The 21,980-nt window shown below is 65.0% G+C and carries 20 protein-coding genes; 8 read left to right on the top strand and 12 right to left on the bottom strand.

Translation table 11 applies throughout. From position 1 onward, the window contains the following. The first annotated feature begins 146 nt into the window (after positions 1-146). Genes AC5Y42_RS00680 through AC5Y42_RS00670 form a run of 3 tightly spaced genes read left to right on the top strand, consistent with a single transcriptional unit; the run spans position 147 to position 2,956 of the window. Entirely contained in the window at positions 147-818 is a 672-nt protein-coding gene (locus AC5Y42_RS00680) for a GAP family protein (RefSeq protein ID WP_499894984.1), read from the top strand. A 58-nt stretch (positions 819-876) separates the two neighbouring features. Then, the gene (locus AC5Y42_RS00675) at positions 877-2,049 is read left to right on the top strand and encodes an FAD-binding oxidoreductase (RefSeq protein ID WP_499894982.1); all 1,173 of its coding nucleotides are present in this window, start codon (positions 877-879) and stop codon (positions 2,047-2,049) included. Positions 2,050-2,065: 16 nt separating this feature from the next. Beyond that, positions 2,066-2,956, top strand: coding sequence for an aldose 1-epimerase (locus tag AC5Y42_RS00670; protein ID WP_499894980.1), 891 nt, complete (start codon positions 2,066-2,068; stop codon positions 2,954-2,956). Between the two features lie 69 nt (positions 2,957-3,025). On the opposite strand, the gene AC5Y42_RS00665 is transcribed toward AC5Y42_RS00670, so the two are convergent. The 6 genes from AC5Y42_RS00665 to AC5Y42_RS00640 all read right to left on the bottom strand — a co-directional run bounded on the left by AC5Y42_RS00665 (position 3,026) and on the right by AC5Y42_RS00640 (position 8,823). Continuing rightward, positions 3,026-3,403 (bottom strand): heat shock protein transcriptional repressor HspR, encoded by a 378-nt coding sequence (locus tag AC5Y42_RS00665; RefSeq protein ID WP_499894978.1) that lies wholly within the window; start codon positions 3,401-3,403, stop codon positions 3,026-3,028. Beyond that, positions 3,403-4,581 carry a molecular chaperone DnaJ gene (gene dnaJ, locus AC5Y42_RS00660; RefSeq protein ID WP_499894977.1) on the bottom strand — a complete coding sequence of 393 codons (1,179 nt, stop codon included), beginning with the start codon at positions 4,579-4,581 and terminating at the stop codon, positions 3,403-3,405. Before dnaJ ends, AC5Y42_RS00665 begins: the two co-directional genes overlap by 1 nt. Positions 4,582-4,622: 41 nt before the next feature. After that, complete coding sequence (gene grpE / locus AC5Y42_RS00655) at positions 4,623-5,258, bottom strand: nucleotide exchange factor GrpE (RefSeq protein ID WP_499894974.1); 636 nt, start codon at positions 5,256-5,258, stop codon at positions 4,623-4,625. Further along, a complete protein-coding gene (dnaK, locus tag AC5Y42_RS00650; RefSeq protein ID WP_499894973.1) occupies positions 5,255-7,111 on the bottom strand; it encodes a molecular chaperone DnaK in 1,857 nt (618 codons plus the stop codon). Before dnaK ends, grpE begins: the two co-directional genes overlap by 4 nt. A gap of 244 nt (positions 7,112-7,355) precedes the next feature. Then, positions 7,356-7,859 (bottom strand): DUF302 domain-containing protein, encoded by a 504-nt coding sequence (locus AC5Y42_RS00645; protein ID WP_499894971.1) that lies wholly within the window; start codon positions 7,857-7,859, stop codon positions 7,356-7,358. Beyond that, a complete protein-coding gene (locus AC5Y42_RS00640) occupies positions 7,846-8,823 on the bottom strand; it encodes a nitrilase-related carbon-nitrogen hydrolase (protein WP_499894970.1) in 978 nt (325 codons plus the stop codon). The genes AC5Y42_RS00645 and AC5Y42_RS00640 overlap by 14 nt, the downstream gene beginning before the upstream one ends. Before the next feature lie 144 nt (positions 8,824-8,967). Between AC5Y42_RS00640 and AC5Y42_RS00635 the strand changes: the two genes are divergently transcribed. Next, positions 8,968-9,462, top strand: coding sequence for a winged helix-turn-helix transcriptional regulator (locus tag AC5Y42_RS00635; RefSeq protein WP_499894968.1), 495 nt, complete (start codon positions 8,968-8,970; stop codon positions 9,460-9,462). Here AC5Y42_RS00635 and AC5Y42_RS00630 read toward each other — a convergent pair. After that, a complete protein-coding gene (locus AC5Y42_RS00630) occupies positions 9,459-11,204 on the bottom strand; it encodes an acyl-CoA dehydrogenase family protein (protein WP_499894966.1) in 1,746 nt (581 codons plus the stop codon). The genes AC5Y42_RS00635 and AC5Y42_RS00630 overlap by 4 nt on opposite strands. Positions 11,205-11,327: 123 nt before the next feature. Between AC5Y42_RS00630 and AC5Y42_RS00625 the strand changes: the two genes are divergently transcribed. The 3 genes from AC5Y42_RS00625 to AC5Y42_RS00615 are packed head-to-tail and all read left to right on the top strand — an operon-like array spanning position 11,328 to position 13,649. After that, positions 11,328-12,776 carry an amino acid permease gene (locus AC5Y42_RS00625; RefSeq protein WP_499894964.1) on the top strand — a complete coding sequence of 483 codons (1,449 nt, stop codon included), beginning with the start codon at positions 11,328-11,330 and terminating at the stop codon, positions 12,774-12,776. Continuing rightward, complete coding sequence (locus AC5Y42_RS00620; RefSeq protein WP_499894962.1) at positions 12,773-12,955, top strand: hypothetical protein; 183 nt, start codon at positions 12,773-12,775, stop codon at positions 12,953-12,955. The genes AC5Y42_RS00625 and AC5Y42_RS00620 overlap by 4 nt, the downstream gene beginning before the upstream one ends. A gap of 19 nt (positions 12,956-12,974) precedes the next feature. Then, positions 12,975-13,649 (top strand): enoyl-CoA hydratase-related protein, encoded by a 675-nt coding sequence (locus AC5Y42_RS00615; RefSeq protein ID WP_499894960.1) that lies wholly within the window; start codon positions 12,975-12,977, stop codon positions 13,647-13,649. A gap of 75 nt (positions 13,650-13,724) precedes the next feature. Here AC5Y42_RS00615 and AC5Y42_RS00610 read toward each other — a convergent pair whose 3' ends face one another. The 5 genes from AC5Y42_RS00610 to AC5Y42_RS00590 form a co-directional block, all read right to left on the bottom strand. Further along, positions 13,725-16,643, bottom strand: coding sequence for an MMPL/RND family transporter (locus tag AC5Y42_RS00610; protein ID WP_499894959.1), 2,919 nt, complete (start codon positions 16,641-16,643; stop codon positions 13,725-13,727). Then, positions 16,640-17,044: an MmpS family transport accessory protein gene (locus tag AC5Y42_RS00605; protein WP_499895804.1), complete on the bottom strand. Its 405-nt coding sequence runs from the start codon at positions 17,042-17,044 to the stop codon at positions 16,640-16,642. The genes AC5Y42_RS00610 and AC5Y42_RS00605 overlap by 4 nt, the downstream gene beginning before the upstream one ends. A gap of 181 nt (positions 17,045-17,225) precedes the next feature. Beyond that, positions 17,226-17,825: a TetR/AcrR family transcriptional regulator gene (locus AC5Y42_RS00600; RefSeq protein WP_499895802.1), complete on the bottom strand. Its 600-nt coding sequence runs from the start codon at positions 17,823-17,825 to the stop codon at positions 17,226-17,228. Between the two features lie 42 nt (positions 17,826-17,867). Then, positions 17,868-18,404, bottom strand: coding sequence for a nucleotidyltransferase family protein (locus AC5Y42_RS00595; protein ID WP_499894957.1), 537 nt, complete (start codon positions 18,402-18,404; stop codon positions 17,868-17,870). Further along, the gene (locus AC5Y42_RS00590) at positions 18,401-19,528 is read right to left on the bottom strand and encodes an XdhC family protein (RefSeq protein ID WP_499894955.1); all 1,128 of its coding nucleotides are present in this window, start codon (positions 19,526-19,528) and stop codon (positions 18,401-18,403) included. Before AC5Y42_RS00590 ends, AC5Y42_RS00595 begins: the two co-directional genes overlap by 4 nt. Before the next feature lie 108 nt (positions 19,529-19,636). Between AC5Y42_RS00590 and AC5Y42_RS00585 the strand changes: the two genes are divergently transcribed. Next, positions 19,637-21,970, top strand: coding sequence for a xanthine dehydrogenase family protein molybdopterin-binding subunit (locus tag AC5Y42_RS00585; RefSeq protein WP_499894953.1), 2,334 nt, complete (start codon positions 19,637-19,639; stop codon positions 21,968-21,970). Positions 21,971-21,980 lie beyond the last annotated feature (10 nt).

Below are 21,980 nucleotides of genomic sequence, written 5' to 3'. Positions count from 1 at the left end.
GAGGGTACGACGAAGCAGCCCGGTGCGACTCAACGCGGCCCCATCGGGCCACGTTGCCGCCGGCCAGACCTGCGATCGCGCCGAAGGACGACGAGCGACACGCTCGGCGACCGTGGGGCGCGGGCGCCATGGGTTACGGTGCTGGCGTGGCAGGAAGCTGGAGTTCGGCGCTGACCGGACTTCTTTCCCTCGCGCTGGTGATCAGCCTTTCTCCACTGTCGATCATTCCCGCCGTGCTGGTATTGCACACTCCGCGACCGCGGCCGACCGGTCTCGCGTTTCTCGCTGGCTGGTTGGTGGTCCTGGCTGGGCTGACGGCTCTGTTTGTCGCGATCTCCGGGTTGCTCGGTGGGCTGCATGAGTCGCCACCGGCGTGGGCGTCGTGGTTGCGGATTGTCGTCGGCTCTGCGCTGATCCTCTTCGGCGTCTACCGGTGGCTGAGCCGCCACCGCCACACGGAGACGCCGCGATGGATGCAGTCGCTCACCACGCTCACGCCGTTCAGGGCCGGAGTGACGGGGGCGGTGCTGGCAGTGGTCCGGCTCGAGGTGCTGCTGATCTGCGCCGCGGCCGGTTTGGCGATCGGCAGCGCCGGCCTGGGCGCCACCCGTGCATGGATCTCGGCGGTATTTTTCGTCGCGGTCGCCGCGTCGTCGGTCGCAATCCCGATCCTGGCCTACGCCGCTGCGGGTGAGCGCCTCCACGACCCGCTGGGCCGACTCAAGGATTGGATGGAGCGCCACAACGCCGCGATGCTCGCGGTGATCCTGGTTCTGATCGGTTTGCTGGTGCTCTACAAGGGAATTCACTCTCTCTAGGCAGAAGCCTTGCTCGCCGCGGCGACCATGCGCCTCAACAGGCCTAAAATCGTGGGCCGTGGGCCTAGACGACCGAGATGCGCTGCGAGTGTTGCACGCCGCGTTCGACGACGAGGCCCCATCCGACGCCGATGGGCTGGTCGGCCAGTTCTATGCCCGCTGGTTTTCCCTCGACGTGGCACTGCGCGATTTGTTCCCGCCGGATATGGCCGGACAACGGGCCGCGTTCGCCCACGCGCTGCATTGGGTCTACGGCGAACTGGTCGCGCAGCGCGCACAGTCGCCGGTGGCGTTTTTGGCTCAGCTGGGCCGCGACCACCGCAAATACGGCGTCATCCCCAGGCATTACGAGACGTTGCGGCGCGCGTTGTATGCGACGCTGCGCGACGGGCTGAGCCACGCCTGGACCGATGCCGTCGACGAGGCCGCGCGGCAGTCGCTGAACCTCATTACCGGGGTGATGAGCGGCGCCGCCGATGCCGATGAGGGCCCCGCCTGGTGGGACGGCACCGTGATCGAACACCTGCGGGTGTCGCGCGATCTGGCGGTGGTGCGGTTGCAGTTGAACCGGCCGCTGCACTATCACCCCGGCCAGTACGTCAACGTCGCGGTCCCGCAATGCCCGCAGCGGTGGCGTTACCTGACGCCGGCCATCCCGTCGGATGGTGGTGGCGCCATCGAATTCCATGTCCGGGCGGTTACCGGCGGCCTGGTCAGTACCGCCATCGTCGGCGAAACCCGGCCCGGTGACCGGTGGCGGCTGTCCAGTCCGCACGGGGGGATGCACGTCGACCGCGACGGCGGCGACGTGCTGATGGTGGCCGGCAGCACCGGCCTGGCGCCGCTGCGGTCGATCGTCATGGACCTCGCCCGCTTTGGGCAGAATCCGCGGGTGCACCTGTTTTTCGGCGGTCGTTACCCCTGCGAGCTCTACGACCTGCCCACGCTGTGGCAGATCGCGGCGCACAACCCGTGGCTGTCGGTGTCCCCGGTGTCGGAGTACGGCGGTGACCCGGCTTGGGCCGCCGACTACCCCGACGTGACGCCGCCGCGCGGGCTGCATGTGCGGCAAACGGGCCGACTGCCCGACGTGGTGACCCGATACGGCGGCTGGGGTGACCGCCAGATCCTGATCTGTGGTGGACCGGACATGGTGCGCGCCACCAAGGCGGCGCTGATCGCCAAAGGAACACCGCCGGAGCACATCCAGCACGACCCGCTGCACAGCTGAGGTTAGGCTGGCGGTCGTGCACATCGTCACACTGCGTGACCCGTCGTCAGCCGTGCAGGCCCAGTTCGTGCCGGACGCCGGGATGATCGGCGCCTCACTCACGGACTCCGATGTGCAACTGCTCGGCCAGCGCCGCGGGCTGGACGCCTACGTCGCCGACGGTAAGACGATGGGCATCCCACTGCTCTATCCGTGGGCAAATCGGTTGGGGGCCAATACTTACCGCGCCGAGGGCGAGACGGTCAACTTGGAGCCGGGGAGCAATGGGGTGCGGGCCGATCCGCACGGGCTGCCTATTCACGGTGTGCTGGCGGCGTATCCACGCTGGCGGGTGGTGGCCGAATCCGCGAGCGAACTGACCGCCGAGGTCGATTTCGGCGCGGATCCCGAACTGCTGTCCAGCTTCCCGTTCCCGCATCTGCTGGCGCTGACCGTTCGACTCTCGCGGCGGACGCTGACGCTGCGAACGGCAATCACACCGACCGGGAACACCGCCGTGCCGCTGTGCTTCGGCTTTCATCCGTATCTTCAGTTGCCGGACGTGGCGCGCAGCGAGTGGATCGTCGAGACCCCGCCGCTGCGGCACCTGAGCCTCGACGAGCGTGGCCTGCCCACCGGCGAGTCGTCACCGCAGCCGGCAACCAGAGAAGCTCTGGGCGACAAGACTTTCGACGACGGCTATGACCAGGTCGTCGACGGCGCGGTGTTCGCCGTGTCTGGTGGTGGCCGACGCATCGAAGTGCATTTCGAGTCGGGTTATCCCGCGGCGCAGATTTTCGCTCCGCCCGGCGAGGATGTGGTGTGCTTCGAGCCGATGGCCGCCCCGACTGATGCACTACGGCGTGGGGGTTACCGATGCGCGCAGCCGGGCGACTCGGCAATCGCTCAGTTCTCGATTCGGGTGTAATCGCGAAGCAGAAGCCAGGGTCGTAGAACCGCGAAAAATACAGCCGTGGCTTCTGTTTGGCGGCAGAAGTCAGCGCGGCCGGCGGGGTTGCCAGACCACCACCGCGGTGCTCTTGGGCACCACCGCGACATCACGCCGCTGAGTGGCCCGCAATGCCTCGATTTCGGTCGCCATCTCGCTGAGCCGCGACTTCAGCGCTTCGACTTGATTGGTCAACTCGATAATCCGTTTGATGCCGGCCAGGTTGACGCCTTCATCTTGGGAGAGCCGCTGCACCTCGCGGAGCAGTTCGACGTCATGCGGCGAATACCGCCGTCCGCCACCGGAACTGCGCTGCGGGCTGACCAGCCCGAGCCGATCGTAGGTACGCAGGGTCTGGGCATGCATACCGGCCAGCTCGGCGGCCACCGAGATCAGAAACGTGCGGGCGTCGTCTTTCTTGGCCATCAGCGGTTACCTGCCCATCCGGCCCGCGGGTCGAAGCCGCTGGACCGTTCGGCGGCCGCGTAGGCTTCCAACGCATCCTGGGCGGCGCCTTCGAGGTTCGGCGGGACAGCGACTTTGACGGTGACCAGCAAATCGCCGCTACCGCCGGCGCGCTTGGGCACACCGCGCCCACGCACCCGCAGGATGCGGCCGTCGGCGGTACCTTTGGGCACCCGAACACCGACCCGTCCCTCCAGCGTCGGCACCGAAAGCGTGGTACCCAATGCCAATTCGGAGAAGCTGACCGGAATTGTCACGGTCAGGTCATCACCGTCGCGACCGAAAACATTGTCCGGCCGCACATGCACGGTCACGTACAGGTCACCCGACGGAGCGCCCCGCAACCCGGCCTCGCCCTGGCCGGCCAGCCGGATCCGTTGCCCATCCTCGACACCCGGCGGGATCCGCACGTTGATGGTGCGGGTGCGGGTGGTGACACCGGTGCCCTTGCACTCGTCGCAGGGGTGCTCGATGATCGACCCGCTGCCGCGGCAATCGGTGCAGGGTTCGGAGAAGCCGAACGCGCCCTGGTTGCGACTGATGACCCCGGAGCCGTTACACGTGGCGCAGACCTTCGGGCTGGTGCCCGGGCGCGCGCCGCTGCCATGGCAATTCGTGCACGGCGCAGGGCTGGTGAGCCGCAATGGCATCGCCACGCCCTTAGTGGCCTCGAGGAAGCTCAGTTCGGCCTCGGTCTCCAAATCGTTGCCACGCCGTGGCCGGCTCGGACGCGGGGCGCCGCCCCGGCCGAACAAGCCCCCGAACAGGTCGCCGATATTGGTGCCGCCGCTGCGGCCGGCGGCGTCGAACAAATCGTTGAGATTGAATTCGGCGCCGTCGCCGCCCACGTTGAAGCCGCCGCCGAAGTCGCCGCCGTTGAACCGGCGACCGAACCCGCCGCCCGCGAACAGGCGGCGGGTTTCGTCGTACTCCTTGCGCTTGGCCTGATCCGTCAGGACTTCCTTGGCTTCGGACACTGCCTTATAGCGGTCTTCGGCCGCCTTGTTGTCCGGGTTGCGGTCGGGATGGTTCTCGGCGAGCAGCTTGCGGGCCACCCGCTTGATCTCGTCTTGGCTGGCGTCAGGGGAGACGCCCAACTCCTTATAGAAGTCCTTTTCGACCCACTCCCGTTGGGCCATTTCGCGTCACCCCCTCTCACCTTTCTGCATTTGTCTCGTCGTTAATTCTCCGTTGGTTCTGATTCTGCGGTCTGCTCGGCGTTATTGGCGTCGTTATCGGCTGTGTCGGCGCCCTCTCCCGGAAAGGTGTCGACCACGCCGACCATGGCGTGCCGCAAAATCTGGTCACCGAGCTTGTAGCCCTGCCGCATGACGTTGCCGATCACCGGCCTCGAGCCTTCAGCCCCATCGCCTTCGTGCTGGACCGCCTCGTGCAGCTCTGGGTCGAAGTCGTCGCCCTCGGCGCCGAACGCCGCCAGGCCGAGCCCGGTCAGCGTGCTGGTCAGCTTGTCGGCGACCGAGCGCAGCGGACCTGACTCCAGATCACCGTGGCTGCGTGCCCGATCGAGATCGTCGAGCACGCCCAGCAATTGGCTGACCACGGTGGCCTTGGCACGGTCCGCCGCCGCCTGCTGGTCACGCAGCGCCCGCTTGCGGTAGTTAGCGAAGTCGGCGTGCGCCCGTTGCAAATCGGCCGTCAACTCGGCGACCTTGTCGGAAGCGTCCGCCGGCGCGGCTTCCGGGGCCGGCCCGCTCGGGGCCGGCTCGGAAGCCACGTGTCGTACCTCGCCGGTCTCGGGATCAACCCGCCGCTTGTCGGTGACGGTTACCGGTTCGTGTGGGTTGCCTTCGGTCACTTGGCCTCCCGGTCATCATCGACCACCTCCGCGTCGACGACGTCATCGGCTCCGCTCGGGCCGGCCTCAGCGCCGCCGCCGGCGGGCTGCTCGGCCTGGGTCGCCTCGTAGATCGCCTGGCCCAGCGCTTGAGACTCCTGGCCCAGCTTCTCCATCGCGGCCTTGATCGCGCCGATGTCGGTGCCCTCCAGCGCCGTCTTCGCCTCGCCGATCGCCGCGTCGACCTTGGTCAGGGTGTCCTCGGGAACCTTGGAGCCGCCCTCGGCCTCGCGCTGGTCTTTGACGAACTTCTCCGTCTGGTAGACCAGCGATTCGGCCTGGTTGCGAACGTCGGCCTCCTCGCGACGCTTGCGGTCCTCGTCGGCGTGCGCCTCGGCGTCCTTGATCATCCGGTCGATCTCCTCCTTGGACAGGCCGGAGCCCTCCTGGATTTTGATCGTGTTCTCCTTGCCGGTGCCCTTGTCTTTGGCGGTGACGTGCACGATGCCGTTGGCGTCGATGTCGAAGGTGACCTCGATCTGCGGCACGCCGCGCGGCGCCGGCGGAATACCGGTCAGCTCGAAGGAGCCGAGCAGCTTGTTGTGCGAGGCGATTTCGCGCTCACCCTGATAGACCTGGATCTGCACCGACGGCTGGTTGTCATCGGCGGTGGTGAAGGTCTCCGACCGCTTGGTCGGGATCGTGGTGTTGCGCTCGATCAGCTTGGTCATCACGCCGCCCTTGGTCTCGATACCCAGGGATAGCGGCGTAACATCAAGCAGCAGAACGTCTTTCACCTCGCCCTTGAGCACACCGGCCTGCAGCGCGGCACCCACGGCGACGACCTCGTCGGGGTTGACGCCCTTGTTGGGCTCCTTGCCGCCAGTCATCTCCTTGACCAGGTCACTCACCGCGGGCATCCGGGTGGAACCACCGACGAGCACCACGTGGTCGATATCGGACACCGGAATGCCGGCGTCCTTGATCACCGACTGGAACGGATTACGGGTGCGGTCCAACAGATCCTGAGTGATCTTCTGGAACTCCGCACGCGTCAGCTGCTCGTCGAGGAACAGCGGGTTCTTGTCCGCGTCAACGGTGATGTACGGCAAGTTGATCGACGTGCTGCCCGACGAGGACAACTCGATCTTGGCCTTCTCGGCCGCTTCCCGCAGCCGCTGCATGGCCATCTTGTCTTTGGTCAGGTCGATGCCACTGGAGGCCTTGAATTTGTCGACCAACCAGCTGACAATCCGGTCGTCCCAGTCATCGCCACCAAGGTGGTTGTCACCCGAGGTGGCGCGGACCTCCACGACCCCGTCGCCGATCTCCAGCAGCGAGACGTCGAAAGTGCCGCCACCGAGGTCGAACACCAGGATCCGCTGTTCCTTCTCGCCCTTGTCCAGGCCGTAGGCCAGCGCGGCCGCGGTCGGCTCGTTGACGATCCGCAGCACGTTCAGCCCGGCGATCTGGCCGGCCTCTTTGGTCGCTTGACGCTGGGCGTCATTGAAGTAGGCGGGTGTGGTGATCACCGCGTCGGTGATGTCCTCACCGAGGTAAGCCTCGGCGTCGCGCTTCAGCTTCATCAGAACCCGGGCGCTGATCTCCTGCGCGGTGTATTTCTTGTCGTCGATCTCGATCGACCAGTCCGTGCCCATGTGCCGTTTGACCGACCGGATGGTGCGGTCGACGTTGGTCACTGCCTGGTTCTTGGCGGGCTGACCGACCAAGACCTCGCCGTTGCGGGCGAACGCAACGACCGATGGCGTGGTCCGGGAGCCCTCGGAGTTCGCGACGACGACGGGGTCGCCGCCCTCCAGAACTGAGACGACGGAGTTGGTGGTCCCGAGGTCGATACCGACCGCACGAGCCATAGTGAATCCTCCCTGATAATCGAGCTTTGTCAGTGCACTACGCTGAGTGAACCCCGCTCAAGCCTGCCTCCGCTGCCGGGGTGCTGTCAAGCCAAAGGTTGAGTCTGGTTCACTCAGGTTGTCGAATGGGTCAACGGCCCCGGTTGGCCGTTTGTTCCCCGATCCGGACGACGAGTTGGACGCGCTGGCGTCACCGCGTTACGCCCGGCCACGACGAGGCAGCGGAGCTGGGAGCTGAACCCCTTTAGGCTGCTATCTTCGCGGCCAGCGCGGCCAACTTGGCGTCGAGTTCCTGCGCGGCCGCCTCGAGTTCCGGGTTGTACTGGTAAACCATCAGCGATGACGGGTTGACGTAGATCAAGCTGCTGTGCCCGTTGTCCTCCTCGGCGACAAGCAACTCGACCGGGGCGAAGAGACCCGCGGTCACGTCGTGCCGCAACATCGTGATCGCGATCAGCGGGTTGCCGATGATGGCGCGCAACACTTTGCGGTCAATGCCGGCCTTCTTGATCCATCCGCCGTGGTTGAAGACCGTGAACAGCATGAACCCGCTTGGGCCGACGTGGGATTCGACCTCTTGGGCATACGAGTCCCAGCTGTCGAAATCCTCCGGGAAATCGTCGATCGGAACCGGCCGGCTGCCGACGTCGGCAAGTAACGCGGCAACCAGCTCGTCGTAGCTCTTCGTACTGTCGTAGCGCACCCGGACCCCATCGAAGCGGGTCTCACGCGAATCAGACTGCGGCATAGCCAACCTCCTCAACCTCGACGACCGCAGCTTCATCGAAGCGGTCATGCACGTGTGCTGCCGGGGTGCGGTCCACCACCAGGCTGAGTAATTCGGGCCGGCTGTAGTGGCCGCCGGCATCCATCTGTGACTTGCGGGCATCAATCAACGAGAAGTCGAGATCGGCGATTACCTCGCCCTCACCCGTGCGAACCGGTTCACCCAATAGTTCGCCCTGCGGGGTGATGACCGCGGTGAAACACCCACTGGAAATAGGGCCGATCGGGCATCCGGTATCGGCCATGATCTGCGCTTGCTGGTCGGCATCCAGCCAGGCGGTGGCGTTCACCACGAAAGCACCCGACTCCAGCGCATGATTGCGCACACTGATCTCCGCCTGCTGGGCGAACAGATCGCCGGCGAATGATCCCGGCCACATGCCCGAGTGGATCTGCTCGCCGTCGGCGATCAGGGCATAACGGGCCAGCGGGATGTAGTGCTCCCAGCAGGCCAGCTGTCCGATCCTCCCGACCGCGCTGTCGACAGCCCTCAGACCGCTGCCGTCACCTTGTCCCCAGATCATCCGTTCGTGATAGGTCGGCATGATCTTGCGCCGGCGCTGAAGCAACGCGCCGTCGGCGTCGAACAGCAGCTGGGTGTTGTACAGCGAGCCGCCGTCGCGCTCGGTGACACCGATCGACACCACCATTTCGGCCTGCCGGGCCGCTGCACTGATCGCATCCGTCGTCGGCGACGGGATCGTGACGGCCTGGTCGATCAATTTAAGGTGTTCCGCCCGCATCTCGAATGGACGTTGCACGAACGAGAAGTACGGGTAGTACGGGACCACGGTTTCCGGAAAAGTCGCGAACCGCACATCCTGCCGGGCCAGCTGTTCGACCTTGGCGACCACCCGCTCGACGGTCCCTTCCCGGCTGTACAGCACCGGGCTGATTTGCACCGCTGCGGCTCGGATCGTGTTCATGGCCGTCACCCTTCTTTCATCCTGTGTATCAACGGTTCTCACCGTCAGTCCGGAAGCCTCCTTTAACCACGCTGAGTATTGTCTGCTATACTCAGGTATACACCCTAGGTACAGCGGAGACAACCCAGGATTGAGGTGAGCTAGATGACATTCCTGCAGGGATCCCTCGTCGACCGCGATACCTGGTCGGCGGTCGGCGAGTGCCCGGTCGAGAAAACCATGGCGGTTGTCGGCACCAAATCGGCGATGCTGATCATGCGCGAGGCCTACTACGGCACTACCCGGTTCGACGACTTCGCCCGCCGGGTGGGCATCACCAAGGCCGCCGCTGCGGCGCGGCTCGCGGAACTGGTCGACCTCGGATTGCTGACCCGGCGGCCCTACCGTGAGCCGGGGCAGCGCAGCCGCGACGAATACGTCCTCACCGAAGCCGGCATTGATTTCATGCCAGTGGTCTGGGCGATGTTCCAGTGGGGACAACGCCACTTGCCGAACCGGGGGCGGCTAGGTCTGATCCATCTTGGCTGCGGCGCCGACGCGTCAGTCGAAATCCGTTGCGCCGAAGGCCACCCGGTGCCCTCGGACGAACTCGGCGCACGACTGGTCAGGTCGCGAGCCGAGCGCTCCGCCAGGGCCTAGGGGCGCATGGTGTAGGCGCCGTCGTAGGCCTTCACCTGCTCCCAGACCCGGTCGAAGCGGTCGGCATCTGTGATCGGCTTGCGCACCGCCGACAGCGACCACTCCTGTTGCGCCGAAGTAGAACTCGGCTTGCCGTGCAATGCGATCGCATGCGCGGAGAAGTCGCGGATTTGGAAGTCGAAGATCTGGTCCACCAGGTCACGGTCGAGTTCGAGGAGATCGGCTTGCTCAAGGATCAACTGGCCGTAGACGACGAGCGTGAACAGGTGCCCGACGACGAGGATGAAATCCAAGTCGCGCTGCTGGTCGGCAGCTGGCGCAGCCGTGGCCAGCAGTTCCTTGAGCGCACGAGCCTGCTCATAGAAGCGAGCGACGTTCGGTATCTCCAGGAATGTTTCGTAGACCGGGGTCCAATCGGCGAACTGCACCTTCGACGCGCCCCGAGCCGGCCCCTGCGCCCAGAAGAAGACGTCATCCGCCGGGTCGTTGCGGGTGGCGATCTCGGGGTACTCGGCGGGATTAAAAAGGTAGTTGGGCATAAATTTCAGGATCTGCGCGACGTTGACGTGCACCGTGCCTTCCAGCCGCGGCAAGGCGCCGATCAGCCGGGCGACTTCGCAGAAGTAAGTGTTCTTCTCGAAGCCTTTGGCGGCGAGGACATCCCAGAGCAGAGTGACAACCGTTTCGCCCTCAGAGGTCACCTTCGACTTGGTGACCGGATTGAAGAGCAGGTAGCGGCGGTCCTCTCGGCTGGCGCTGCGGAAGTAGTCGATCGCGCGGTCGCTGAACAGTTTCATCGCGATCAATCTGACGTAGGCGTCGACGAAACTCGCGCGCACGTGCGGGAAGTCGGTGACCGGGTTGCCGTAGAGGATGCGGTTGTTTGCGTGCGTGATTGCTTCGTAGAACGCGTGCTCGCACATGCCGATTGAAGCGGTGCACAGGTTGAATTTGCCGACATTGACGGTGTTGAGTGCGGCCGAGAACGCGTCGGGCCCGGCGCACAGTATGTCCTCCTCGTACACCGGATAGTCATTGAGCCGGAAGTTGCTCACGTACATCTGGCCGTGCACGACGTTGCCGATCAGTTCGTAATTCTGGTGGCTACTGTCTGCGACGAACCACACATAACCGTCGGCACCGTCGACGTCGGTGCGGCGCGAGAACACCGACACCATGCCGGCCACGTTGCCGTTGCCGATGTAGTACTTCTCTCCCGACGCGCGGAAGACCAGTCCGTCCCCGCTCTCGCCCCTTTCGACCGGGGTCAGCAGCATGTCGGTGTTGTAGATGTCCGCGCCGTGCTCGCGCTCGGAGAGCGCGAACGCCATCACGCCACCCGCTTCGAGTTGCTCGGCCGCGCGCTCCTTGGCCTTGATGTTGTCGCTCTGCCAGATCGGCCCGAGGCCCAGGATCGTGACCTGCTCGGCATACCAATACGCCAGCCCGTAGAACCCGAAGATCTCGCTGAGCGCGGCATTGCGAGAGGTGTCCCATCGTTTGTTCGGGTCGCCCCCGCCATACGCCGATGGTGTGAGGAACGTCGCGAAAATTCGCTCCTGTTTGATGAAATCCAGAAAGTCCGAGACCCACACCGCGTCAAGATCGTCGGTGAGCAACTTCGTCTTGCCGCGCATCTCGAACCAGTCGATCAGGGCCCGCAGTTGACGCCGCGTCTCGGCGTCGAACTGCCGCGGGTCGTAGGTGTTCGGATTGAACAACAGTCCACTGGAGTCCGTCATGGCGTTTGAATCTAGCAGCGAATAGCGCCCAGACGATCGAAAAACGCAGCTCAGAGGAATGCCGCATGTCCAGGCGGCGCCGTCGGATACCCTTTCCCCCAGCCTCACGACGATAGGAATCCGATGCCACCGCTGCCCGACGCGCCGACGCCGGCAGTACGCCAGGCGGCCGCGGACTTCTTGACTCGCGAAGACGCCGGGTACCACAAGGAGCTACGACCGCGGCAGCTGCAGATGATCGCGATCGGCGGCGCCATCGGAACCGGCCTGTTTCTCGGGGCCGGCGGGCGGCTGGAGTCGGCGGGGCCGGGGTTGTTCCTCGTCTACGGGATCTGCGGCGCCTTCGTGTTCCTGATCCTGCGCGCGCTCGGCGAACTGGTGCTGCACCGCCCCTCGTCGGGATCGTTCGTTTCTTACGCCCGCGAATTCTTCGGTGAGAAGGCGGCCTTCGTGGCCGGCTGGATGTACTTTCTGAACTGGTCGATGACCGGAATCGTGGACTCCACCGCGATCGCGAATTACTTTCACTACTGGACGGCGTTTCACGTGATCCCGCAGTGGACGCTGGCGCTGATCGCGCTGGTGGCGGTGGTGGCGGTGAACATGATTTCGGTGAAACTCTTCGGTGAGCTGGAATTCTGGGCCGCGCTGATCAAGGTGGTCGCGCTGATGACGTTCCTGGTCGTCGGGACGGTTTTTTTGGCCGGGCGCTACCAGATCGACGGCCGGGACACCGGACTAAGTCTGTGGTCCGATCACGGCGGATTCCTGCCGACCGGTCTGCTTCCGCTGGTGCTCGTGACTTCCGGAGTCGTATTCTCTTATGCCGCAGTCGAGCTCGTCGGCACCGCCGCCGGGGAAACGGCCGAGCCGGACAAGGTCATGCCCCGTGCCATCAACTCGGTGGTGGCCCGCATCGCGATCTTCTACATCGGGTCGGTTGCGCTGCTGGCGCTACTGCTGCCCTACACCGCCTACAAAGAACACGAAAGCCCGTTCGTCACATTCTTTTCCAAGATCGGCTTCGGCGGCGCGGGAACGCTGATGAATGTGGTGGTCCTGACCGCGGCGTTTTCCAGCCTGAACGCCGGACTGTATTCGACTGGCCGGATTCTGCGTTCGCTGGCGATCAACGGCAGCGGCCCGAAGTTCACCGCGCGAATGTCGAAAAACGGTGTGCCCTATGGCGGCATCCTGTTGACCAGCATGGTCGGACTGTTCGGAGTCGTGCTCAATGCGGTCAAGCCGGGCCAGGCCTTCGAAATCGTGCTCAACATCGCTGCCATGGGCGTGATGGCGGCCTGGGCCACGATCGTGGCTTGCCAGCTGTGGCTCTACCGCGCGGCCAAGGCGGGGAAAATGCAGCGGCCCCATTTCCGGATGCCGTTGGCTCCCTATAGCGGCTACGCCACATTGGCGTTCCTGGCGGCCGTGCTGGTGCTGATGATGCTCGACCATCGGCGCGGCCACTGGATCATCGGCACGCTGGCGGTGGCAATCCCGGCCTTAGTCGGGGGCTGGTATCTGGTCCGCCACCGGGTGATGGCTACCGCCAAGGAGGTGAACCGATGAGCCGCAACCGATATGCGGCCACTCCGCCGCTCTACGGAATGGTGATGGTCTTCCTCGCTATCGCGATTGTCGCCGTCACCGCAAATCTGCATGCCGGCTGGTGGTCAATTCTGGGCTACGGAGCCGCCGCCGTGATCGCGGTGACGGGCTTCGCGCTCGCCTTCCGCGACTTCTCGTAACAGACGAAAGGATGATGCCGTGGCCATCAGCCTGACCTACCGAGACAAGATCGCCGTCCTCAATCTCGGCGACGACGAAAACCGGTTCTCACCCGTGTTTCTCGAGGAGGTGAACTCCCACCTCGACGAAATCATCGGTTCCGGAGCAGCTGGCCTGGTCACCACAGCAGGCGGCAAGTTCTACACCAACGGGCTGGATCTGGACTGGCTGGCCGCCCATGGTGAGCAGACCCAGTGGTACGTCGGGCAGGTGCAGGCTATGCTGGCCCGGGTATTGACGCTGCCGATTCCCACTGCGGCCGCTCTGGTCGGCCACGCGTTCGGTGCCGGAGCAATGTTGGCCCTGGCACACGACTTTCGGGTGATGCGGGCCGACCGCGGCTACTTCTGCTTTCCCGAAGCGGATATCCGCATTCCGTTCACTCCCGGCATGGCCGCGCTGATCCAGGCCAAACTCACCCCGCAGGCGGCGGTCGCCTCGATGACCACCGGACGGCGCTTCGGCGGGGAGGACGCGGCGAGCCACGGCATGGTCGATGCGACCGCACCCGAGGGTGCAGTTACCGACGCTGCAGTTGACCTGCTGCGGCCGCTCGGCGGGAAGGATCCCGGCACGCTGGGGGCGATCAAGCAGACGATGTTCGGCCCGGCCGCTGAGACGCTGATCGCGGATGCCGCTGCATCCTCGGCTTAGCTCGAAACCGACTGTGTAATCAGGGATTTGAGTGTGTACTCAGGGACGGCCGTCGGCAAAAATCCCGCCCTGGATTCACACTCGACTCCCAGCATTCACACTCGATAGTGCTGCGTCCTCCTCCTCCGGGTCGTCCCAGAGCAGCAGTTGACGCACCGCGGGGCGTGATCCGTAAGGCTGCAGCATCTGACTGGCCGGGCGCGGCCGCACCCGCTGCGGCCACCAGAACCAGCGCCCCAGTAGCGCTGCGATGGACGGCGTCATGAACGAGCGGACGATCAGGGTATCGAACAGCAGGCCCAGCGCAATCGTGGTACCGACTTGTCCGAGAATCACCAACGCGCTGAAGGCGAACGACGACATGGTGGCGGCAAACACCAGGCCGGCAGTAGTGACCACCGAACCGGAGCCGGCCATCGCGCGGATGATGCCCGTCTTCAACCCCGCGCCGATCTCTTCTTTGAACCGGGAGATCAGCAGCAGGTTGTAGTCGGATCCGACCGCCAACAGCAGGATGACGGCCAGCGCCAAAACAACCCAGTACAACTGCATCCCGAGGATGTCCTGCCAAACCAGCACCGAGAGCCCGAATGATGCGCCCAACGACAGCGCCACCGTGCCGACGATGACGATCGCGGCGACCAGGCTTCGGGTGATGAACATCATGATGAGCAGGATCAGGCTCAGCGCGGCGATCCCGACGATCATCAGGTCGTATTTGACGGAGTCCTGGATGTCCTTATAGGTCGCCGCGGTTCCGGCGAGATAGATGTGGGAGCCCTCCAAAAGAGTTCCCTTCACGGCCTCTTTCGCTGCTTTCTTGATCGGGTCGACATGCGAGATTCCCTCGGGCGTCGCGGGATCACCGTCATGGGTGATGATCATCTGAGCGGCCTTGCCGTCCGGTGACATGAAGAGTTTCACGCCCCGCTTGAAATCGGGGTTCGAGAACACCTCCGGAGGCAAGTAGAAGGAGTCATCGGTTTTGGCCTTGTCGAAGGCTTGCCCCATTGCGGCCGGATTGTCATTCGCAAAGGCCGACTGATTATTGATCCCCGAGTTGGTCGCGTAGTTGGACAGCGTCAGCTCCAGATTCGTCATCTGGCTCTGGATTTGGGGTGGGATCAGCGCCACCAGTTGCGGCTGGAGCGCATCCAATTTATCCAGAGACGCCGTGATGGCTTCGAACTGCTCCGTGAGTTCGTCGATGCCGTCGATGGCATCGAAGACGTTTCTCAGTGCGAAACAGACGGGGATGTCGTAGCAGTGCTTTTCCCAGTAGAAGTAGCTGCGAATGGGCCGGAAGAAGTCTTCGAAATTCGCGATCTTGTCTCTCAGGTCAGTGATCGTGCCGATCGTGTCATGAAAGCTTTGGGTCTGCTCATGCGTAGCAGCGGCAGTCTGCTGTTGGAGTGCATATTGCTGCTGCAAGATGTCGATCGTTTTTCTCAGCTCGCCGGCCTGCTTGAGCAAGTCGGCGGCCCGGTCTTTTTGGTATTTCAGGTTCATGACCTGACCGACGCTTTGCTGGCTGAGCTGAAACGGTATCGAGCTGTGGTCGAGCGGTGTCCCCAACGGCCGGGTAATCGCCTGCACCTTCGCGATACCCGGCGTATGGAAGATGCTTTTGGCGACCCGCTCCAAGACGAGCATGTCAGCCGGGTTGCGCAGGTCGTGATCCGCCTCGACCATCAGCAACTCGGGATTCAGCCGGGCCTGTGAGAAGTGGCGCTCTGCGGCCGCATACCCGATCTTGGCCGGGGTTTCGGCAGGCAAGTATGGCTTGGAGTCGTAACTCGTTTTATATCCCGGTAGCGCGAGCAGACCGACAAGCGCGACCGCGATTGTCACCACGAGGATAGGTGCCGGCCAGCGCACGATGGCGGTGCCGATACGCCGCCATCCCCGGGTCCTCATGGTGACTTTGGGTTCGAGGAGACCGAACCGGCTGGCCACCGCAAGCATGGCGGGCGCCAGAGTCAGCGCGGTCAGCACCGAAACCAGCATCCCCACCGCAGAGGGGACGCCCATCGACTGAAAATAGGGCTGCCGCGCGAACGTCAGGCAATACACCGCGCCGGTGATCGTCAGGCCCGAACCCAACACGACGTGCGCGGTGCCGTGAAACATCGTGTCGAAGGCCGTTTCTCGGTCTTCGCCGGCTCCGCGCGCCTCGTGATACCGGCCCAGGACAAAGATCGCGTAATCCGTGCCGGCGGCGATCGCCAGCAGCGTGAGGATATTGACCGAGAACGTCGAAAGCCCAATCAAACCGGAGTTCCCCAGCACGGCCACGACTCCCCGCGCCGCAGCCAGTTCGACGAGGACCGTGACAAGCACCAGCATGGTGGTGACGACGGAACGATAAACCCACAGCAACATCATCACGATCACCACCAAAGTGATCAGCGTGACCTTGACGATGCCCTTGTTGCCAACCTCGAACTGATCGGTGATCAGCGGCGCCGCGCCGGTCACATAAGCCTTGACGCCCTCCGGCGGCGGCGTGTGATCGACGACGCCGCGAACCGCGTCGACCGACTCGCCCGCTAGCGCGTCACCTTGATTACCGGCCAGGTACACCTGAACCAACGCGGCCTTGCCGTCGTTGCTCTGAGAGGCCGACGCCGTCAGCGGATCGCCCCAGAAATCCTGGATGTGCTCGACGTGCTTGGTGTCCTGCTCAAGCCGATGGATCAGGGTGTCATAAAACCGATGGGCGTCGTCGCCGAGGGGCTTATCCCCCTCCAGCACGATCATGGCCGCGCTGTCAGAGTCGAATTGTTGGAACACCTTGCCGATGTGTTTCATCGCCTGCAGCGCCGGCGCGCTCGGGGAACTCATGCCCACCTGATGCGCCTTGGCCACGGTCTCCAGATTCGGTACCGCAATGTTGGTGAGGGCAGCAACGCCGACCCACAGCATGATGATCGGCACGGCAAGCCGGCGGATGGTATGCGGCACGAAGCGCCGCGGGGCGTGGTCGTTACTCATCCGGATTTGTCGAGGCAGTAGGTGTAGGCGTTCACTTCGTTGACGGTCCTCTCGTCCTTGACCTCGTCGTTGATGATGATGCGGCAGCCGAGCGTGCTGCTGTTGCCTTGCGCGGTCAGGTTGGCGATGACCGCGGGGTCGGTAGTGGTGTCCTCGTATTTCCACGGCAGCGGAGCGTGGTCGACTCGCTGCGGCACCGCGTGGATGTCTTGGTAGTTGATGGTGGCCACAGTCCCCGGGTCACCGAAGACCTCGTAGACCACGCGCTTCGGATTAAACGGAACGGTGTCATTCAAGACGCCACTCGGAGTGGAGGTGTCGTTGTGCGAGCCGAAGATGCCGTGCAGCCGATACACGCCGAAACCCGCGAGCGCCACCAACCCGACGGTGATCAGCACCATCCACCAGCGCCTGACCAGGCCGAAGACTGAAAGCTGCTTCACCCGTTGGCCTTTCGATCACCGGTGACGCCGAGGTCATCGTCGCTGTATTAAGCAGGAAACCTAGGAGAACAGTACGGTACCGGACCGGACCGCACAAGAGACGATGCCGTATACAGTCGGATGTCGGCAGCTGGCCGCGCTACCGGGTGAGGCTGGGCAGGATGACGTCGTCGACGAGGGTTTGCACCGTCTGCGGGTTGGCGGGCCGGTCCTGGACGACAGATCGGAAGATCAGGTAGCCGGGCAGCAGATCCCAAAGTTCGTCGTTGATCGCAGCGCTGGCGATCTCACCGCGATCGACAGCCTGCTGCAGCACGTGCCGGACGAGGGCCTTCCGCTGGTCGACGAATTCGTGTTGCATGACCGCGTTGAGCGCGGGGTTGCGCGACGTCTCGACCAGCACCGCGCGAATGGTGCTGGCATGCTGGCGAGTCTCCTGGGCGACCAGCTCGCCCAATCGCAGCAAATCGCCACGTAGCGTGCCGGTGTCGGGTGGGACGGCGACTTGGCGGATCCCCTCGATGAGTGCGGCCAACACCAGTTCGGCTTTCGACGGCCAACGCCGGTACACGGTGGCCTTGCTCGCCCGGGCGGTGGCCGCGACAGCATCCACCGTCAGTCGGTCATAGCCGTGTTCCTGCAGCAATTGCAACGTCACCGCAAGCAACTCGGTTTCGCGCGGCGACCACGGCGAAGGGTCCGCTGCGCAGTCGGCAACCTGGGTCACAGCGCCCACAATAGAGTCCGTCATTTAGTACTGTCCAGTACCGTACCGGCGGGTTCAGGCGGGTTCGTCGATGTCGCACCCGGTGGCCAGGTCGCTGCAGTCGACGTTCTCGACATCCGAGCGGTCGCGCAAGTAGGCGCCTGCGCCGGTGTCTCCGCTGACGCTGGCCAGTACCTCGGGCCAGTGCCGGCGTGCGATGACGACGGGGTGGCCGGGCCGATTGCCGAACGTCGCGCGTGCCAGCCCCCCGCGAGATGCCAACGCCCGCTGCAGGACTCGGCTCACCACGTCGCCCCCGACGTCGGGAGTGTCGACGACGTGCAGCGCGGCGTAGTCGGCCCGCAGCCGATCAGCGGCGGCCAAACCGATGCGCACCGATGCGCTCAGCCCGTCCTGCCAGTCGTGTGCGGTGACCGCGGTGACACCAGCGGGGGCGGGCACCTGGGCGGCGCCGAGCACCAGCACGACGTCGTCACATCCGCCGCCGCGCAGCGCCCGCACCGCGATCTCCAGCCAGCCGTCGACCAGAATCTTCGGCTTGCCGTAGCGTCGGCCGGCGCCGGCCGCCAGCAGCACGCCCGCGGTTTTCATGGCCCCATGTCGTGGTGGATGCGGCCGTCGACCTCGGTCAGCGGTCGTCCGCCACCGCCCGAACACCGGGCGATGATCTCGGCGGCGATCGACACCGCGGTTTCCTCCGGAGTGCGGGCACCGAGATCCAGGCCGATCGGGCCGGCGAGCCGGTCGAGTTCGGCTTCGGTCAGTCCGGCCGCACGCAGTCGATCCAGCCGGTCGTCGTGGGTGCGACGCGAACCCATCGCACCGACATAGCCGACAACGGGAAGCCGCAGTGCCACCTGGAGTAGCGGTACGTCGAACTTGGGATCGTGGGTGAGCACGCAGACGACGGTTCGCGCGTCGATCGCGCCCTGCGCGGACTGCGAGCGCAGGCAGCGGTCGGGCCAGTCGACGATGATGTCGTCGGCGGTCGGGAATCGGGCCCGGGTGGCGAACACCGGGCGAGCGTCACACACCGTGACCCGATATCCGAGGAAGGCACCCTGTCGTGCGAGCGCCGCCGCGAAGTCGATGGCCCCGAAGATCAGCATCCGGGGCGGTGGTGCGTGGCTGGCCACGAACACGTCCATGCCGACGTCCTGGCGTTCGCCGTCCGGGCCGTAGGTCAGCACGCCGGTGCGTCCGGCGGCCAACATGCCGCGGGCGTCATCGGCGACGGCGGCGTCGGTCCGCGCCGACCCCAGCGAGCCGTCGAGCGAATCGGCCGTGATGACCATCCGGCAACCCAGTCGGCCGGGGTCGGGGTGGGCGATCACGGTGGCCACCGCGGTGGGGCGGTGGGTGGCGATGCGATCGGCCACCACCTGTAATTGCGGAAAGGTGTGCCGGGAGATCGGCTCGGCGAAGATGTCGATTTCCCCGCCGCAGGTCAGGCCGACAGCGAACGGATCGTCAGCGCTGATGCCGTAGCGCTGCAGTTCGGGTCGTCCGGCGCGCGCCACCTCGGTGGCCAAGTCATAGACCGCCGCCTCGACACACCCGCCGGACACCGAACCGGCGACCGCTCCGTTCGGCGCAACCATCATCGCCGCACCCGCCGGACGCGGCGACGAGCCCAGCGTGCGCACCACGGTGGCGACACCCGCGATGCCACCGGTTCTCCAGATCGAGGTCAACTCCGGCAAGACGTCACGCACGACCACTCCGTGGCGCACGGGCTATCGACTGTGATAACCGCACTCTCATATGATGACATTGCACTTCTCATAACGCGATAACCTGCTGAATCGAGATGGAGCGATGGCATGGCTGACCTGGCGCAACGCACCGTCACCCCTCGATATGCCGGTACCCGGGTGCATCGGGTCGAGGACACCCGGTTGCTCACCGGCCGGGGCACGTTCGTCGACGACGTCTCGCGGCCGGGCATGCTGCACGGCTGTTTCGTGCGCAGCCCGTTTGCCCGCGCCCGCATCAACGGCATCGACACCGCGGCGGCGCTGGCGCTGCCAGGCGTGCGGGCAGTGTTCGTCGCGGCCGACCTCAACCCGTGCGTCAAGGAAGCCTGGCACGCGGTAGCCGGCAAAGATGTCCCGGACACGCCGCGCCCGCCGCTGGCCGAGGGGGAGGTCAAGTTCGTCGGCGACCCGGTTGCCCTCGTCGTCGCCGAAAACCGGTATGTCGCCGAAGACGCGGTCGAACTGGTCGAGGTCGACTACGAGCCACTGCCTGCGATCGCCGACTTCACCGCCGCTCAAGGCTCCGACGTCGTGGTCCACGAGGCGTATCCCGACAACGTCGCGGGCGGGATGGCCGGAGCACCGCCGGACGAGGAGACGTTTGCGGCCGCCGCATGCGTGGTCTCCGAGAATGTCTATCAGCAGATTTATCTGCCGGTGCCGATTGAGACGCGCGGCATGGTCGTCGAATGGTCGTCTGCGGCCGATGAACTCACCGTCTGGGCATCCACCCAGACGCCGCACGAGCTGCGGGCATTCGCCGCGCGCCTGCTGGGCGTTCCGGCGCAGCGGGTCCGGGTCATCATGCGCGACACCGGCGGCGGCTTCGGCCAGAAGGTGGTGCCGATGCGCGAAGACATGTGCATCATGCTGGCAGCGCGCAAAGTGCCGGCGGCGCTGAAGTGGATCGAGGACCGCCGCGAGAACCTGATGTCGGCCGGGCAGGCACGTCACGTCGACGGCAGAGCCCGAATGGCTTTCGACGATGACGGCACCCTGCTGGCAGCCGACATCGACTTCGCTCAGGACATCGGCGCCTATCCCACGCCGTATCCGGTGTTGACCACCGCCGCGATCGGCATGTTCTTCCCCGGTCCCTACCGGGTGCCCAAGTCCAGCTTCAACTACAAGACGGTGTTCTCCAACACCGCCGGCCTGGCGGCCTATCGCGGGCCGTGGCAGTACGAAACGCTGGCGCGCGAGATCCTGCTCGACATCGCCGCCCGCAAAATGAACATGGATCCGGTGGAGCTGCGCCGGCGCAACATCCTTCGCGGTGATGAGATGCCGTACTTCAACCCCAACGGCATGCCCTATGACCACGTGGCCCCGAACGACACGTTCGAGCAGGCGGTGAAGATCCTTGACCACGAAGGCTTTCGCAAAGAGCAGCGCGAGGCACTGGCGCAGGGACGCTATATCGGACTTGGGTTTTCGGCCTACATCGAGCCGACCGGTGCGGCCACCGGCCATCTGGCCACCGAGGGCGCCACCATCCGAATCGAGTCGACCGGCAAGATCAACGTCTACGTCAACGGCGGCTCCACCGGCAACAGCATCGAAACCACCGTCGTCCAGTTGACCGCCGACGCGCTGGGCGCCGACATCGCCGACGTGGCGTGCATCCAGGGCGACACCGCGGTCACGCCGTACGGGGCGGGAACCCAGGGCAGCCGCAGCGGTCCGATGACGGCCGGGGCGGTCGACCAGGCCGGCGGCATGCTGCGCACGCAGGTGGTGGCGATGGCTGCGCACTATCTCGGCGTGGCGGAAACGGATGTGGAACTGGCGAATTCACGCGCCACCGTGCACGACGATCCCGGAAAGAGCGTGAGCTTCGCCGATCTGGCGTACCGCGCCTACTACGAGCCGCAGCAACTGCCGCCGGGGACGTCGGCGTCGTTGGAGGCGACTGCACGCTTCACCTCGCAGGCGCCGATCCACTGGGCCAACGCCACCCACGCCTGCACCTGCGAGGTCGACGTGGAAACCGGTCACGTCAAACTGCTGCGCTACATCGTCAGCGAAGACGTCGGCCCGATGATCAATCCCAATGTGGTGGAAGGCCAAATCGCCGGCGGGACAGTGCAGGGGATCGGCGGCGCGCTGATGGAAAACCTGGTCTACGACGACGACGGCAACCCGCTGTCGTCGACGTTCGTCGACTACCTGTTGCCGACGGCCACCGAGGTGCCGCCGATCGAGTTCGGCCACGTCGAAATTCCCGGCCCCGGCGTCGGCGGCTACAAGGGCGTCGGCGAGGGCGGGGCCATCGGATCGTCACCGGCCGTGATCAACGCGATCAACGACGCACTGGCGCCGTTGGGCGTGACGCTGACCCATCTGCCCGCCAGCCCGGCGTCGATCGTTTCGCTGCTCGAGCAAGCTCACGACAAGTAAGGACCCCGAA

The sequence above is a fragment of the Mycobacterium sp. NGS48 genome (assembly GCF_059812585.1).
This window is presented reverse-complemented; position numbering and strand designations above follow the sequence as displayed.

Bases quoted from the DNA above. Each gene is read 5' to 3' on its own strand.
- AC5Y42_RS00625 (WP_499894964.1), top strand. From the start codon at position 11,328: ATGCCACCGCTGCCCGACGCGCCGACGCCGGCAGTACGCCAGGCGGCC.
- dnaK (WP_499894973.1), bottom strand. From the start codon at position 7,111: ATGGCTCGTGCGGTCGGTATCGACCTCGGGACCACCAACTCCGTCGTC.
- AC5Y42_RS00630 (WP_499894966.1), bottom strand. From the start codon at position 11,204: ATGACGGACTCCAGTGGACTGTTGTTCAATCCGAACACCTACGACCCG.
- AC5Y42_RS00645 (WP_499894971.1), bottom strand. From the start codon at position 7,859: ATGCCGCAGTCTGATTCGCGTGAGACCCGCTTCGATGGGGTCCGGGTG.
- AC5Y42_RS00585 (WP_499894953.1), top strand. From the start codon at position 19,637: ATGGCTGACCTGGCGCAACGCACCGTCACCCCTCGATATGCCGGTACC.
- AC5Y42_RS00635 (WP_499894968.1), top strand. From the start codon at position 8,968: ATGACATTCCTGCAGGGATCCCTCGTCGACCGCGATACCTGGTCGGCG.
- AC5Y42_RS00595 (WP_499894957.1), bottom strand. From the start codon at position 18,404: ATGAAAACCGCGGGCGTGCTGCTGGCGGCCGGCGCCGGCCGACGCTAC.
- AC5Y42_RS00605 (WP_499895804.1), bottom strand. From the start codon at position 17,044: ATGGTGCTGATCACCGTCGGGTTGGTGGCGCTCGCGGGTTTCGGCGTG.
- AC5Y42_RS00610 (WP_499894959.1), bottom strand. From the start codon at position 16,643: ATGAGTAACGACCACGCCCCGCGGCGCTTCGTGCCGCATACCATCCGC.
- AC5Y42_RS00640 (WP_499894970.1), bottom strand. From the start codon at position 8,823: ATGAACACGATCCGAGCCGCAGCGGTGCAAATCAGCCCGGTGCTGTAC.
- dnaJ (WP_499894977.1), bottom strand. From the start codon at position 4,581: ATGGCCCAACGGGAGTGGGTCGAAAAGGACTTCTATAAGGAGTTGGGC.
- AC5Y42_RS00665 (WP_499894978.1), bottom strand. From the start codon at position 3,403: ATGGCCAAGAAAGACGACGCCCGCACGTTTCTGATCTCGGTGGCCGCC.
- AC5Y42_RS00620 (WP_499894962.1), top strand. From the start codon at position 12,773: ATGAGCCGCAACCGATATGCGGCCACTCCGCCGCTCTACGGAATGGTG.